The sequence below is a fragment of the Pleurocapsa sp. PCC 7327 genome, from assembly GCF_000317025.1.
Classification (GTDB): domain Bacteria; phylum Cyanobacteriota; class Cyanobacteriia; order Cyanobacteriales; family Microcystaceae; genus Hydrococcus.
In genome coordinates, this window is record NC_019689.1 from 4,858,096 (window position 1) to 4,871,419 (window position 13,324).

Below are 13,324 nucleotides of genomic sequence, written 5' to 3' on the forward strand. Positions count from 1 at the left end.
AGTGCCGGCCAGGCAAATTTTGATTATTGATGATGAAGCTGACAACCGAATGGTTATCGGTTGTTGCCTAGAAGGATCTGGGGGGTTGGCAAGTACTCGAAGCAGCTTCGGGTGAGGAGGGGCTGCTCGAAGTACAAACCCGAAAACCCGATGCCATTATTTTAGATATAGAGATGGACGGGATGAATGGAATCGAGTTTCTGCAACGACTGCGCGCGAACCCCGAACATCAGAAAATTCCAGTCGTGTTGTTGACGGTAATTGCCGATTGGCTCGCTCCCCAGGAACTGTCAAAGCTAGGGGTTGTAAAAATACTTGCCAAACCCTTTAAGCTATCTGCCTTAATAACCCAGATAGCAGAGGTGCTTGAGTGAAATTCGCGATCGCAAGCATCGCAGACTCGGTAAAATCTTTCCCGATTCGCCAAGCGCCAGTTCCCATTGTATGAAACCTTATCAAAGAATTCCCATTCAAGAGTGCGACGAACCATTAGTTGCTATTCCGCTCGAAAAATTCGCGATCGAGTCTCCCCATCCCTACGAAAAACTGGGGGCAAATTACGGAGGGCGATCGCCCTATTCTCTTCGCCAAGGCGTTCTTGAAGCGTTAATTAACGCCCAAACTTACTTACATCAGCACTATCCGGGATGGAAAATTAAAATTTTTGATGCTTATCGACCCGTCGAAGTGCAACAATTTATGGTCGATTATACCTTGACTGGGCTGCTACGAGAGAGGGGATTAAAAGCAGAAAGTTTATCGAGCAAACAGCGTCAGAAGCTTTTGGAGGAAGTCTACCAAATTTGGGCAGTTCCAAGCGACAATCCCGCTACGCCTCCCCCGCACAGTACGGGAGCGGCAGTTGACATTACTTTAGTCGATGGGACGGGAAATCCGCTAGATATGGGCGGGGAAATCGACGAACTCTCGCCGCGATCCCATCCCGATTACTATGCCAACAGCACTAGCGAAAAAGAACGCCTTTATTGCACCAGACGGCAGCTGTTATATGAAGTCATGCGCGAGGCTAGATTTTGTCGCCATCCGGGAGAATGGTGGCATTTTTCCCTCGGCGACCAAATGTGGGCATGGCAGCATAATCGAGAAAAACTCGATAACTTTCTGACTGCTCGGTATGGAAGGGTATTAAATCTGTAATAATTTAATACAGAAGTTGTAAACCTTTTTGAAGAAAATGTCATCTACCTCTGTTTAAAGGTTGCATATAAATGCTCTCTCCCAGTCAGCAAAGACAATAATCCTGAGAGGAATTTCAAAAAGGTTTACAAAAATTGCAGGGAAAGCCTAAAAGCCTTATCCCTCAGTTGAGATGAGTCCAGAGACTGAAAAGATAAACATAAAGAAGGTTAGTTATGACTCAGATGTCAGGAGCATCCGATGTCCCAGATATGGGTCGTCGTCAATTCATGAACCTATTGACTTTTGGGACGATTACGGGCGTAGCGGCAGGCGCACTCTACCCAGTCGTCAAGTACTTTATCCCGCCTTCTAGCGGCGGAGTTGGCGGCGGCGTTACTGCTAAAGACGCTCTCGGTAACGATATCATCGTCAGCGAATTTTTAGCGACTCATAACCCAGGCGATCGCACCTTGGCACAAGGACTCAAAGGCGATCCTACTTACATCGTCGTGCAAGAAGACAAAACTATCGCCAACTACGGCATTAATGCCGTTTGTACTCACCTGGGTTGCGTCGTTCCCTGGAACGCCGCTGAAGAAAAATTCATCTGTCCCTGTCACGGTTCCCAGTACAATGCTGAAGGAAAAGTCGTGCGCGGTCCTGCACCGCTATCCCTTGCCTTGGCACATGCTACGGTGGACAACGATAAAGTTGTCTTTACCCCTTGGACGGAAACCGATTTCCGTACTGGCGAAGACCCCTGGTGGGCTTAATTTGTCTCGATAGAATAACGATTTGTTGAAGTTTCAGTTTTTGAGTAATTTGACATAGAGATGAGAACCCCTTATATCTCGGCAATATGGCGAACTGGCAAGCAGGTAATGCTCAAAGTAACCCTGCTAGCGATCGCTTCTGTTGCCCTTTTCCTTGCCAGCGATCTGGCATTCCCTCAATCGGCGGCAGCTTATCCGTTTTGGGCGCAGCAAACCGCACCGGAAACCCCTCGCGAACCTACCGGACGCATCGTTTGCGCTAACTGTCACCTAGCCCAAAAACCCGCGGAAATTGAAATTCCCCAGTCGGTGCTGCCCGATACCGTTTTTGAAGCCGTGGTAAAAATCCCCTACGACACAAGCACCCAACAAGTTTTAGGAGACGGTTCTAAAGGCGGTCTCAACGTTGGCGCAGTTCTCATGCTGCCAGAAGGATTCAAGATCGCTCCCCCCGACAGAATTCCTAAAGAAATGAAGGAAAAAGTCGGTGGCGTATACTTTCAGCCTTATCGGGAAGACCAAGAAAACGTCGTTATCGTCGGACCTCTCCCTGGCGAGCAATATCAGGAAATCGTTTTCCCCGTCCTTTCTCCCGATCCCGCAACCGATAAAAACATTCACTTCGGTAAATATTCCGTTCACCTAGGTGCCAATCGCGGTCGCGGTCAACTCTATCCCACGGGAGAAGCTAGCAATAATAACGTTTTCAAAGCATCTGCGGCTGGCACGATCTCACAAATTAGCAAGCAAGAAGCTGGCGGCTACGAAGTGACTATTACTACGGCAGATGGCAGCATTGTGGTAGACAAGATTCCAGCCGGACCGGAATTAATCGTTTCTGAAGGACAACGGGTTGCTGCTGGAGAAGCCCTTACTAACAACCCGAACGTGGGAGGATTCGGTCAGAAAGATACAGAAATCGTTCTGCAAAGTCCAGACCGCATCAAGTGGTTGATGGTGTTCGTTGCTGGTATTATGCTGTCTCAAATCTTGCTGATTCTCAAGAAGAAGCAAGTCGAAAGAGTTCAAGCAGCAGAAATGAACTTTTAATTCGAGCGTTAATTATTCCTATTTAGGACGGGTAATTATTACCCGTCTTTTTTGCGATCTTCTCTTGAGTGCGATCGCCATAGAAAATCTAGATATTCTCATCTACCGCGCTCAAGAATTGAAAAGCTCCAATAATCTTCTCGGTAAGCTAATCTAGAATTGGCTTCGCTATCAAAATGATTTTACCATTTGATTTTCAATTACTGGCTTTTGTTGCAAATAAACAGCAAGAGCGTCTATCATTGTCAATTAGATAGAGTTTCTTGAAAGGAGTTAGTATGCCTCCTTACACTGCCACATCGCTGAAAGCCGAACTAAATGCTAGAGGTTGGCGCTTGACACCGCAGAGAGAAAAGATCCTGCACGTTTTTCAGAATTTGCCACGGGGTAATCACCTGAGTGCCGAGGAACTTTATTCTCTCTTAGAGCAAAGAGAAGAGGGAATTAGTTTATCGACTATTTACCGCAGTGTCAAGTTAATGTCCCGGATGGGGATTCTTCGAGAATTAGAACTAGCCGAAGGACACAAACATTACGAACTCAATCAACCCTATCCCCATCATCACCATCATCTCGTTTGTATTCAGTGTAATAAAACAATTGAGTTTAAAAACGATTCGATTTTAAAACAGAGTCTTAAACAGTGTGAAAAAGAGGGATTTCAATTAATCGATTGTCAGCTTACCGTGATGACAATTTGTCCGGAAGCATTGCGTATGGGATGGCCCTCTACCTTACCAAGCAATTGGTCCTGCACTCGTGCTATTTCTGAAGGCAAAACCTTAAAATCTCTCGTAGCAGAAGATGAAGATAAAGAATAAAAGATTGCTTTTTTAACCTTGTAGGATTCGATCGCGAACAGAAAAGCTCAAATTTAGACTTGAGGGCAGATAAGCAATCTGCCCTTACAAAATTGAAAAGTTATGCAGTTTAAGCTGACATTCCCAATTCAAATCCCAAGGCTTTCTTCTGCATAGTTTGAAAAATATTGTAGAAACCATTGGCGCGGGAAGGAGTTAAACTGACTTTCAGTCCCGTTTCTTCGATAAAATCCGGGGTGACTTGTAAGATCTCTTGGGGAGGCAAACCATTGAGTCCTTCAATTAATAATGCCACCAATCCCTTGACCAACTGTGCGTCAGAATCGCCTCGATACCAAACCTTTCCCTCTTTCAAGTCAGCAGCGATATACACTTGAGAAGTGCAACCACGAACTTTATTTTCTGGCGTTTTCTCTTCCTCCGGCATCGGCTCTAGTTTTTTGGCATACCAAAGCAGTTGCTCGTAGCGTTTTTTGGGATCCTTGCGGCTCTTAAAGCGCTGTACGATGCGATCGAGGTTAGGAGGTAAGAAAGTTTCGGGAGATGACATAATCGCTTCGCGTCGGGATGGGAAATCGTCTTTTTTTTGCCAGCTTGCACCCACTCAATTCTAACATTCCGCTAACTCGAAAACAGAAGAATAATCATTCTTCTTTTCCTGATTAATTAAAATCAAAGTTTTGGTGAAGGGATTAGATCCAGGGCGAACGATGGGATTCGAACCCACGAATGGTGGAACCACAATCCACTGCCTTGACCGCTTGGCTACGCTCGCCATTCATTAAATAATCATAGCATATTATATGTTCGATTTTAAGAGAACGAAAACTGAGTTAATCTGGAAGTCAGCGATCGTAACAATAGCGAGCATGACGATGAAAATTGGGCAGCGATTAATGTGGGTTGGGGGAGTTGCGATAGTTGGCATGGGCGGATTGCTGGTCGTTACCAATCCGAGCAATCAAGCCTACGAACAGTACGCAACGGAAAGACTAACGCTTTACCTAAAAGAAGAGGGTTGTACGCAAGTATCAGAGAAATTAGACGGGATCGTACAAAGTTTTTGCAAATCTTTGGTCGATACGGCACGACCTCAAATCAAACAACTGATCGCACAACAGACAAAACGGCAGAACTATCTGTTGTTTAGTATCTATCAAACCAAATTGTCGCCTCCCGCCCCCGCACCGGGTTACTACTTTGAGACTATTGGTGCCTTAGAAAATTTTTATACCTACCAAGTCGAGGAATTGTAGACTGATGGTGATGGCATTTAATTAGCGATCGCAATAATTGCTAGGTAAAGTCTCGAAGGGAAGGTAAAGTTGATGAACAACGACTCGCATGACCATAAGCACGGCGATGATACCAACGAAGTCCTTCAGTTATCCGAACATGAAGAAATTACTAGAACTCCTCCTTGGGGAACCGTTACCGTACTAGAAGAAGGATCTCGCTATCGCATCAATCGCATCGTCGTCAAACCGGGGCACTACATTAGCACTCAGATGCACTATCATCGCAGCGAACACTGGATAGTTGTTTCTGGGACGGCGAAAGTTATTTGTAATGGAGAGGAAAAGTTACTCAAGCAAAAGGAATCGACTTACGTTCCCATGAATACTCCTCACCGCGTTGAAAATCCAGGAGTGATTCCATTGGTAATGATCGAAGTCCAAAACGGAGAGTATTTGGGGGATGATGACATCATTCGCTTTTCAGAAATTTAGTTAGGAGCGAGTTTGCCAAAAAGCTTGTATGGAGAACTGGAAATTTTTATTCTCTAGTTCCTAACCCTATCCCTTTTCAATTCCACTATTTTCCACTTTAGGGGTAATACAACTTTCCTTCTAGAGGTAGTATTTCCCTTTTGGTTGGGACTGACATGACTGAAACTCCGCAATTACTCTTAGAAAACAACAGGGTTAGGAGATTTTTAGTTATGTTTTCAGCTAGCAAAGAATCAGTCACTATCCGCAATTATATCCTCGCTCTGGCTTCCGCCGCCATGATGGGCATACTCGTTAGCGAACTTTACAACCAACCGGACAGAATCGCACAACAAGGGAGATTGGACAACTACTCTCGTTTTATCGGCGTTGGTCTAGTTTCCCAAGCTCAAAAAGCTATTTATCGCTAAAATACACCAATCGCTCCTGATTTTGAAGAGACATTGCGCGCCACGACGATAAAGTGCTGAAATGCTAAAGTATAAGTAATGTAAATTTTTTTCATATACAGCCGAGCATCAATGCGTGTAATTCTCATGACTGGTAAGGGGGGGGTAGGCAAAACTTCTGTTGCTGCTGCTACCGGACTCCGTTGCGCTGAATTAGAATATAAAACTCTCGTACTGAGTACCGACCCTGCCCATTCCCTTGCCGACAGTTTTGACCTAGAATTGGGACACGAGCCGCGACAAGTGCGTCCCAATCTCTGGGGAGCCGAACTGGACGCGCTGATGGAACTTGAAGGCAATTGGGGATCGGTTAAGCGCTACATTACTCAAGTTTTGCAGGCGCGGGGACTCGAAGGCGTTCAAGCTGAAGAATTGGCAATTTTACCGGGGATGGATGAAATCTTCGGTTTAGTTCGTATGAAACGCCACTATGACGAAGGCGCATATGATGTTTTGATTATCGATTCCGCGCCTACGGGAACAGCTTTGCGACTCCTGAGTCTTCCCGAAGTCGGCGGTTGGTACATGAGAAAGTTTTACAAACCGTTACAAGGGATGTCGGCAGCTCTACGACCTATAGTAGAACCTATCTTCAGACCGATCGCGGGTTTTTCTTTACCCGACAAGGAGGTCATGGATGCTCCTTACGAATTCTACGAGAAGATCGAAGCCCTAGAAAAGATTTTAACCGATAATACTCAAACTTCGGTGCGCTTGGTGACTAACCCTGAAAAGATGGTCATCAAGGAATCCTTGCGAGCGCATTCTTATTTGAGTTTGTATAATGTCTCTACCGATCTCGTCATTGCCAATCGGATTATTCCTGAGACTGTTACCGATCCTTTTTTCCAACACTGGAAAGACAATCAGAAGCTATACAAACAGGAAATTTACGAGAATTTTCATCCCCTACCCGTTAAAGAAGTTCCGCTTTTCTCCGAAGAGATGTGCGGTTTAGCTGCGCTAGAACGTCTCAAAGAGACTCTCTACCCAGAGGAAGACCCAGCTCAGGTATATTACAAAGAAAACACGATTCGAGTTTTGCAAGAAGATCGTAACTATAGCTTAGAACTCTATTTACCTGGCGTTCCTAAGGAACAAATCCAGTTAAATAAAACGGGCGACGAATTAAATATTAGAATTGGGAATCATCGACGCAACTTGGTTTTGCCGCAAGCATTAGCTGCCCTCAAACCAGCAGGCGCCAAGATAGAAGAGGATTATCTCAAAATTCGCTTTACCGATGCGATTGAGGTATAGTTTTCGCGGATAAATGCTTAATATGAAAGTGCGATCGCGTCTGTTTAAACGACTACAGATCCTAAAATTTCAAAATATTAAGCAGTGAATTTTAACGTATTACTCAATTGAGGCGCTTGTTCTCGCTCAAAAATAGATTAAATTGGGGATCGACGAAGATCGCTTATTTCTTGTCTCTATCTTAAGACAGATTTATTGCTTTGCTATCTACCCAAAATCACCCCCAATCGCAACAAGTCGATACAAACAACCTAACTTTCCCCAATTAATGTGAATTTATTTTAAAAGGCGATTCTCATCTTCTTAAGCTTACCTATACTTATCTTTAATATTTTCTTCCTTTATGGAAGATTGGTGGTTTGCTCTGGAGACAAAAAAATGGAATTAGCTCAAAAACAAAGTTGGGAAAAAAGCTATATATTCACCCTAGCCAAAAGCTTTTTAATCTGGAGTTTCACGCTGACGGTTTGCTTGCTCGTTGTCGGATTTCCTGTCGTTGTATTAATGGCTACCGTTGGTGCTTTTTTATCAATTATCTTGCAATCCCTCTTGCCCGTTAGTGCAGTTTTGCTAGTAGCGGGCGGCATAGTCGGCGCACACGCTCTAGGGATATTTATAGGAGCTGCAATTCTGACTGCTAATGGCATTCATCCAACCGAAGTCAGTTGGCTTACATGGCTGCACGGCGAAGCAAGCCCTTCGCATACTTCCGTATATGCATCCTGTCCGCTTACCTGCGGTCTGACTCAGTAAAAATTAACACAATTGACTCAGAAAATTAATAAAATCAAGCTAGTGCAGCCCGGTTGCGACCGGGTTTTTTCATAACAATTTTTCCAGTAATTTTAATAATTATCTGTAACATAGACAAGGAGAACTCGAATCCGCAATCGAATGAACCCATCAACCCTTTCAATTTGCATCGTGCTGGGCACTCGTCCCGAAGCCATTAAACTTGCCCCAGTCATCCAACAGTTTCAAAAATTACCGGAGTTTCGGACTCATGTAGTGTTGACGGGACAGCATCGAGAAATGGTTGACCAAGTTATGCAACTATTCGAGTTGCAAGCTGATGAAGACTTAAAAATCATGCAACCCAAGCAAAGTCTGACAGAAATCACCTGTCGCAGTTTGCAGGGATTAGAGAAAGCATTTCAGCAAATCTCTCCCCAACTTGTTATCGTTCAAGGCGATACGACTACGGCTTTTGCGGCAGCTTTGGCGGCGTTTTATCAAAAGATTCCCGTCGGTCATGTAGAGGCGGGGTTACGCACCGACAATATTTATAATCCCTATCCAGAAGAAATCAATCGCCGCCTCATTTCCCAACTGACGCAACTTCATTTTGCGCCTACCAAACGGGCTTTTGAGAATGTCCAGCGTTCCGGCGTAACAGGAGAAGTTTATCACACGGGCAATACAGTTATCGATGCTTTACTAACGGTTGCCCACCGCAACCCTGAATGTCCCGTTCCTGGATTGAAATGGGAAAAATATCGCGTTTTGTTGGCAACCGTGCATCGGCGAGAAAACTGGGGAGAGCCACTAAAAGATATTATTGAAGGATTTCGCCTGATTTTAGATAAATTTTCCGATATAGCTTTGCTTTTACCCCTCCATCGCAATCCTACCGTTCGAGAACCCATTCAAAATGCTTTAGGAAACCATCCTAGAGTCTTTTTAACAGAACCTCTAGATTATGCCCAACTGGTAGGAGCCATTCAACGGTGCTACTTACTGCTGACGGATTCTGGCGGCATACAGGAAGAAGCCCCTAGTTTGGGAAAACCCGTATTGGTATTGCGAGAAACTACCGAACGACCGGAAGCGGTTGAAGCGGGAACGGCTAAACTGATAGGAACTCGACCGTCCGATATTGCTGCGGCTGCTAGTCAGTTATTGAGCGATTTTGAGGCTTATCAAAAGATGGCGAATGCGATTAACCCCTTTGGCGATGGGAAAGCCTCTCAGAGAATTGTGAAAATTGTTAAAGATTATTTAATGTAACCACAAATAACTGTACGGGCGTACAGCCGTGCGCCCCTACCAATTATGGCTAAACTCGAATTACACAATTTACGCAAACAGTATGCAGATAATATTGTCCCCGTTAAAGATATAAGTTTTGAGGTGGAAGATGGAGAGTTTCTCACTTTATTGGGACCGTCTGGATGTGGCAAGTCAACTTTACTGAGGTTGATTGCGGGTTTAGAACAACCGACTCAAGGAAGAGTCGTTATTGGCGGTAAGACAGTTAATAGGATAGCACCAGGCGATCGCAATGTTGCGATGGTTTTCCAAAGTTACGCCCTCTACCCCCATATGAGTGTTGGGGAAAATATCTCTGCTGCCCTAAAACTTCGTAGGGTTCCTCGAACAGAAATTCAGGTTCGACTCGAATCGGTCGCCAAAAAGCTGGGATTGCAAGAATTGCTTTATCGCAAACCCAGCCAGCTATCTGGCGGACAGAGACAGCGGGTAGCCCTGGCCAGGGCATTGGTTCGCGAACCAGACGTGTTTTTATTAGACGAACCGTTAAGCAATTTAGATGCGCTTTTGCGCGAACAAGTTCGCTCAGAACTCAAGCAAATTTTCAAAGATCAGCAAAAACCCGTCGTCTACGTGACTCACGACCAAACCGAAGCTATGACCTTATCCAATCAGGTGGCTGTTCTCTATGACGGTCTGCTGCAACAGCTAGACACCCCTCATCAAATTTATGCCCATCCAGCCAATCAGTTTGTTGCGGGTTTTGTGGGCAGTCCGCAGATGAATTTACTGGAACTTTTCTGTGAGGGAAATACAGCCATCCTGGGCGATTTTAGAATTGTCTTACCAGCTCTCCCAACCATGCCCGCACAAATCGTTATGGGCATTCGTCCCGAAGACATTCGCCTCAACCCAGTCGAAGATTCCCAAACTATAGAAGGTCGAGTTTATCTAGTCGAAGCGTTAGGTAAAGAAAAGTTAATTAGCGTGCGCGTGAAGGGGTCAGATTTGACGGTACGTACTTTACTTCCTATCGACCAAAACTGGGAGGGAGAGACGGTTAGACTTACCTTGCCAAACCAACTGATTCACTGGTTTAGTTTTAATGGTAATCTACCCCTCCACCAACGCGATCGCTTGAACTGATACCTAGAATAGTTCCTAGTTTAGCGTTCAAACCTAACCTTACTCGACGGTATGTCCGACTGCTTGAATTATTTGCCTAACCGATTCTTCAGATGCCTCGGTTTCAACGGAGACAGTTTTGTTTTCAACGTCAACTTTGACTTTTGCATCTGATTCGTGCGTTTTAATGGCTTCAGTAATGATTTTTGCACAAGCTTCGCAGGCGATACTTGGCACTTTCAGTTCAATAGTCATCGTTAATTAAATGTTGTACGAGGAACTACCTACCATTTTAAAACAGCCGCCTCAACTCCTCGATCGCGTCGAATTTTTCCATCTTTTTCAAACCACTCAATTATCTGTTTGTGAGTCAGTTCTTCTATGGGAATGCCTCTATCTTCGGCAATAATTTTCAATAGTCTTAAGGAAGAAATTGTCAATCGGGTCAAAAATTTTTCCGGCGAAGATAATAAAGCCGCATCAACATCGGCTGACTCTTCGAGGGTTAAAAATTGAGGATTTGTCATTTGTCCTTGGTCATTGGTCATTCGATTTTAAATTTTGCTTGAATTAAGTAGCCGCAATTATGTTCGCCATTGTTAATCCAGTGCGTGCGTTCTACCGTACAATCGGGCAAGACAGCGGAGAACATTTCTAATTCGTGTCCGCAAACGCTGGGAAAAGATTCGGCAACTTCAGAGATAGCGCAATGGTGTTCTGCTAGAATGTACTTCTCTGGAATCCCCTTTTTAGAATTATCATTCTCTACCAAAAGTAATTCTGCCATGTAGCCCTCTTTCTGACGGAGTTGGACTAATTTAGTTACCCGTTCTCTGAGCGTTCCATTGCCTACTCTTTGTCGGTATTCCTCGGCTTTACGTTCCCACTGCTTGCGCAGAACTTCGCCGACTTGTTTTTCTCCGACCGTTTCTACCAGGGTGTCTAAAAAAGATACGGCAAATTCGCTGTATCCTTGAGGAAAGCGATCGCGTCCTTTTTTGCTCAAACGGTAGATGTATTGGGGACGACCCATGCCAACTTGAATGGCATGATGTTCGATTAGTTCCTCGGTTTCTAAATCCTTGAGATGGCGGCGAATGGCTTGGGGACTTATATCTAGGTTGTCAGCTAAAGCCTGGGCAGTAGCTTGACCGTTTCTGAGTAAATATTGAAGAATATCTTGTTTGGTGGAAGGGGGCTGAGTAATCGTCATCTTCCTATATTGGGAAATGCCGCGCGATCGTGAATAGTGTTCGCTGGTCACTCTTGAGCCGATCCTGAAAAAAATTGATTCGACTTTGACAACAACACTATTGTTAATCTATTCTAGAATAAAATTAAACAACATTTTTGTTGTTTAAGTCTTAGAACCTCGTACAACTCCGTTGCTTTGCTGATAGCCGTCACCACTTGCCTGCCATCCTAACAGCGATCGCCTGTTTGTACAAAGAGAGAGAACACTAAAGTCAAATGAGTGCCACAACAGTCAAAAACATCGTCAACCAGCCATACAAGTACGGCTTCGTTACCAACATTGAGTCAGATACCATTCCTCGCGGACTCAATGAAGATATTATTCGCTTGATTTCTGCCAAAAAGAACGAACCGGAATTCATGCTGGAGTTTCGTCTCAAAGCCTATCGGCAATGGCAGAAGATGACGGAACCTACTTGGTCTCACGTGAGCTATCCGCCCATTGATTACCAGAATATCATTTATTACTCCGCACCTAAGCACAACAAAGAAAAACTCAAAAGTCTCGAAGAAGTCGATCCCACGCTTTTAGAAACTTTTGAAAAGCTAGGCATTCCGCTATCGGAACAAAAACGACTCTCGAACGTCGCGGTAGATGCCATTTTCGATAGTGTTTCTATCGCCACTACCTTCAAAGAAAAACTCGCCGAACACGGGGTCATCTTCTGTTCGATTTCCGAAGCCTTACAAGAACATCCCAAACTGGTTGAGAAATATATCGGTAGCGTCGTTCCGGTTGGCGACAACTATTTTGCTGCCCTTAATTCTGCCGTTTTCAGCGATGGTTCCTTCGTCTACATTCCCAAAGGCGTACAATGCCCGATGGAACTTTCTACTTACTTCCGCATCAACAACGGAGAAACGGGACAGTTTGAACGCACGCTAATTATCGCCGATGAAGGTGCTTGCGTAAGTTATTTAGAAGGCTGTACCGCACCGATGTACGATAGCAACCAACTCCATGCAGCAGTGGTAGAATTAATTGCCTTAGACAACGCAGAAATCAAATATTCCACCGTGCAAAATTGGTTCGCTGGAGACGAAAATGGTAAAGGTGGAATTTATAACTTTGTCACCAAGCGCGGCTTGTGTAAGGGAGTTAATTCTAAGATTTCTTGGACGCAAGTCGAAACAGGCTCTGCAATCACTTGGAAGTATCCGAGTTGCGTGTTAATTGGGGATAATTCCGTCGGAGAATTTTACTCCATCGCCCTCACCAACAACAAGCAACAAGCCGATACGGGAACCAAGATGATCCATATTGGCAAAAACACTCGCAGCACGATTATTTCTAAGGGAATTTCTGCCGGAAATTCTAAGAATAGTTACCGAGGTTTGGTGAAAATGGGACCCAAAGCAACGGGTGCAAGGAATTATTCCCAATGCGATTCTATGCTGATTGGGGACAATGCCGAAGCTAATACTTTCCCCTATATTCAGGTCGATAATAACTCTGCCAAGGTAGAACACGAAGCCTCGACTTCTAAGATTGGAGAAGATCAGCTTTTCTACTTTGCCCAACGGGGAATTTCTGAAGAAGATGCGGTGTCAATGTTGGTAAGCGGCTTCTGTAAAGATGTCTTGAATAAATTGCCGATGGAATTCGCTGCAGAAGCTGATAAACTGTTAAGTCTAAAGTTGGAAGGAACTGTAGGCTAAAAGAATTATATTGGGTTGGTGGTTAGTAGTTAGTAAAAAACTAACTCCCGAATTCTAACCGCTAACCAATAACG

Annotated in this window: 17 protein-coding genes and 1 tRNA gene; 13 read left to right on the forward strand and 5 right to left on the reverse strand. The window is 44.5% G+C overall.

Annotation, left to right across the window (positions count from 1 at the left end; genetic code table 11):
• Window positions 1-77 precede the first annotated feature (77 nt).
• The 5 genes from PLE7327_RS21840 (at window position 78) to PLE7327_RS21860 (ending at window position 3,784) form a co-directional block, all read left to right on the forward strand.
• The gene (locus PLE7327_RS21840; protein WP_217523487.1) at window positions 78-374 is read left to right on the forward strand and encodes a response regulator; all 297 of its coding nucleotides are present in this window, start codon (window positions 78-80) and stop codon (window positions 372-374) included.
• Window positions 375-444: 70 nt separating this feature from the next.
• Complete coding sequence (locus tag PLE7327_RS21845; protein WP_041393761.1) at window positions 445-1,158, forward strand: M15 family metallopeptidase; 714 nt, start codon at window positions 445-447, stop codon at window positions 1,156-1,158.
• A gap of 215 nt (window positions 1,159-1,373) precedes the next feature.
• A complete protein-coding gene (petC, locus tag PLE7327_RS21850) occupies window positions 1,374-1,913 on the forward strand; it encodes a cytochrome b6-f complex iron-sulfur subunit (RefSeq protein ID WP_015145935.1) in 540 nt (179 codons plus the stop codon).
• 60 nt (window positions 1,914-1,973) lie between these two features.
• Window positions 1,974-2,963 (forward strand): cytochrome f, encoded by a 990-nt coding sequence (petA, locus tag PLE7327_RS21855; RefSeq protein ID WP_015145936.1) that lies wholly within the window; start codon window positions 1,974-1,976, stop codon window positions 2,961-2,963.
• A gap of 278 nt (window positions 2,964-3,241) precedes the next feature.
• Window positions 3,242-3,784: a transcriptional repressor gene (locus tag PLE7327_RS21860; RefSeq protein ID WP_015145937.1), complete on the forward strand. Its 543-nt coding sequence runs from the start codon at window positions 3,242-3,244 to the stop codon at window positions 3,782-3,784.
• A 109-nt stretch (window positions 3,785-3,893) separates the two neighbouring features.
• On the opposite strand, the gene PLE7327_RS21865 is transcribed toward PLE7327_RS21860, so the two are convergent.
• Both PLE7327_RS21865 and PLE7327_RS21870 read right to left on the reverse strand, forming a co-directional pair.
• On the reverse strand, window positions 3,894-4,334 hold the full coding sequence (locus PLE7327_RS21865; RefSeq protein WP_015145938.1) for a SufE family protein: 441 nt from the start codon (window positions 4,332-4,334) through the stop codon (window positions 3,894-3,896).
• 152 nt (window positions 4,335-4,486) lie between these two features.
• Window positions 4,487-4,559 (reverse strand) — tRNA-His (locus tag PLE7327_RS21870).
• Window positions 4,560-4,653: 94 nt separating this feature from the next.
• Here PLE7327_RS21870 and PLE7327_RS21875 point away from each other — a divergent pair.
• From PLE7327_RS21875 to PLE7327_RS21905, 7 genes are all read left to right on the forward strand, one after another.
• On the forward strand, window positions 4,654-5,040 hold the full coding sequence (locus PLE7327_RS21875) for a DUF4359 domain-containing protein (RefSeq protein WP_254658044.1): 387 nt from the start codon (window positions 4,654-4,656) through the stop codon (window positions 5,038-5,040).
• Between the two features lie 72 nt (window positions 5,041-5,112).
• Complete coding sequence (locus PLE7327_RS21880) at window positions 5,113-5,514, forward strand: cupin domain-containing protein (protein ID WP_015145940.1); 402 nt, start codon at window positions 5,113-5,115, stop codon at window positions 5,512-5,514.
• A 212-nt stretch (window positions 5,515-5,726) separates the two neighbouring features.
• Window positions 5,727-5,924, forward strand: a complete 198-nt coding sequence (locus PLE7327_RS21885) for a hypothetical protein (RefSeq protein WP_015145941.1) — start codon at window positions 5,727-5,729, stop codon at window positions 5,922-5,924.
• 111 nt (window positions 5,925-6,035) lie between these two features.
• Window positions 6,036-7,223, forward strand: coding sequence for a TRC40/GET3/ArsA family transport-energizing ATPase (locus PLE7327_RS21890; protein WP_015145942.1), 1,188 nt, complete (start codon window positions 6,036-6,038; stop codon window positions 7,221-7,223).
• Between the two features lie 378 nt (window positions 7,224-7,601).
• Window positions 7,602-7,976: a hypothetical protein gene (locus PLE7327_RS21895; RefSeq protein WP_015145943.1), complete on the forward strand. Its 375-nt coding sequence runs from the start codon at window positions 7,602-7,604 to the stop codon at window positions 7,974-7,976.
• Window positions 7,977-8,117: 141 nt separating this feature from the next.
• Entirely contained in the window at window positions 8,118-9,230 is a 1,113-nt protein-coding gene (gene wecB / locus PLE7327_RS21900) for a non-hydrolyzing UDP-N-acetylglucosamine 2-epimerase (protein ID WP_015145944.1), read from the forward strand.
• Between the two features lie 45 nt (window positions 9,231-9,275).
• Complete coding sequence (locus tag PLE7327_RS21905) at window positions 9,276-10,358, forward strand: ABC transporter ATP-binding protein (RefSeq protein ID WP_015145945.1); 1,083 nt, start codon at window positions 9,276-9,278, stop codon at window positions 10,356-10,358.
• Between the two features lie 39 nt (window positions 10,359-10,397).
• Here PLE7327_RS21905 and PLE7327_RS21910 read toward each other — a convergent pair whose 3' ends face one another.
• Genes PLE7327_RS21910 through sufR form a run of 3 tightly spaced genes read right to left on the reverse strand, consistent with a single transcriptional unit; the run spans window position 10,398 to window position 11,550 of the window.
• Window positions 10,398-10,592, reverse strand: a complete 195-nt coding sequence (locus tag PLE7327_RS21910; protein WP_015145946.1) for a heavy-metal-associated domain-containing protein — start codon at window positions 10,590-10,592, stop codon at window positions 10,398-10,400.
• A gap of 29 nt (window positions 10,593-10,621) precedes the next feature.
• Complete coding sequence (locus PLE7327_RS21915; protein WP_015145947.1) at window positions 10,622-10,885, reverse strand: hypothetical protein; 264 nt, start codon at window positions 10,883-10,885, stop codon at window positions 10,622-10,624.
• Window positions 10,882-11,550, reverse strand: a complete 669-nt coding sequence (gene sufR / locus PLE7327_RS21920) for an iron-sulfur cluster biosynthesis transcriptional regulator SufR (RefSeq protein WP_041392491.1) — start codon at window positions 11,548-11,550, stop codon at window positions 10,882-10,884. Before sufR ends, PLE7327_RS21915 begins: the two co-directional genes overlap by 4 nt.
• Before the next feature lie 257 nt (window positions 11,551-11,807).
• Between sufR and sufB the strand changes: the two genes are divergently transcribed.
• Complete coding sequence (gene sufB / locus PLE7327_RS21925; RefSeq protein ID WP_015145949.1) at window positions 11,808-13,250, forward strand: Fe-S cluster assembly protein SufB; 1,443 nt, start codon at window positions 11,808-11,810, stop codon at window positions 13,248-13,250.
• The last annotated feature ends 74 nt before the right edge of the window (window positions 13,251-13,324 follow it).

Coding starts and splice junctions, on each gene's coding strand:
- PLE7327_RS21845 (WP_041393761.1), top strand. CDS start 445: ATGAAACCTTATCAAAGAATTCCCATTCAAGAGTGCGACGAACCATTA.
- petC (WP_015145935.1), top strand. CDS start 1,374: ATGACTCAGATGTCAGGAGCATCCGATGTCCCAGATATGGGTCGTCGT.
- petA (WP_015145936.1), top strand. CDS start 1,974: ATGAGAACCCCTTATATCTCGGCAATATGGCGAACTGGCAAGCAGGTA.
- PLE7327_RS21860 (WP_015145937.1), top strand. CDS start 3,242: ATGCCTCCTTACACTGCCACATCGCTGAAAGCCGAACTAAATGCTAGA.
- PLE7327_RS21865 (WP_015145938.1), bottom strand. CDS start 4,334: ATGTCATCTCCCGAAACTTTCTTACCTCCTAACCTCGATCGCATCGTA.
- PLE7327_RS21875 (WP_254658044.1), top strand. CDS start 4,654: ATGACGATGAAAATTGGGCAGCGATTAATGTGGGTTGGGGGAGTTGCG.
- PLE7327_RS21880 (WP_015145940.1), top strand. CDS start 5,113: ATGAACAACGACTCGCATGACCATAAGCACGGCGATGATACCAACGAA.
- PLE7327_RS21885 (WP_015145941.1), top strand. CDS start 5,727: ATGTTTTCAGCTAGCAAAGAATCAGTCACTATCCGCAATTATATCCTC.
- PLE7327_RS21890 (WP_015145942.1), top strand. CDS start 6,036: ATGCGTGTAATTCTCATGACTGGTAAGGGGGGGGTAGGCAAAACTTCT.
- PLE7327_RS21895 (WP_015145943.1), top strand. CDS start 7,602: ATGGAATTAGCTCAAAAACAAAGTTGGGAAAAAAGCTATATATTCACC.
- wecB (WP_015145944.1), top strand. CDS start 8,118: ATGAACCCATCAACCCTTTCAATTTGCATCGTGCTGGGCACTCGTCCC.
- PLE7327_RS21905 (WP_015145945.1), top strand. CDS start 9,276: ATGGCTAAACTCGAATTACACAATTTACGCAAACAGTATGCAGATAAT.
- PLE7327_RS21910 (WP_015145946.1), bottom strand. CDS start 10,592: ATGACTATTGAACTGAAAGTGCCAAGTATCGCCTGCGAAGCTTGTGCA.
- PLE7327_RS21915 (WP_015145947.1), bottom strand. CDS start 10,885: ATGACCAATGACCAAGGACAAATGACAAATCCTCAATTTTTAACCCTC.
- sufR (WP_041392491.1), bottom strand. CDS start 11,550: ATGACGATTACTCAGCCCCCTTCCACCAAACAAGATATTCTTCAATAT.
- sufB (WP_015145949.1), top strand. CDS start 11,808: ATGAGTGCCACAACAGTCAAAAACATCGTCAACCAGCCATACAAGTAC.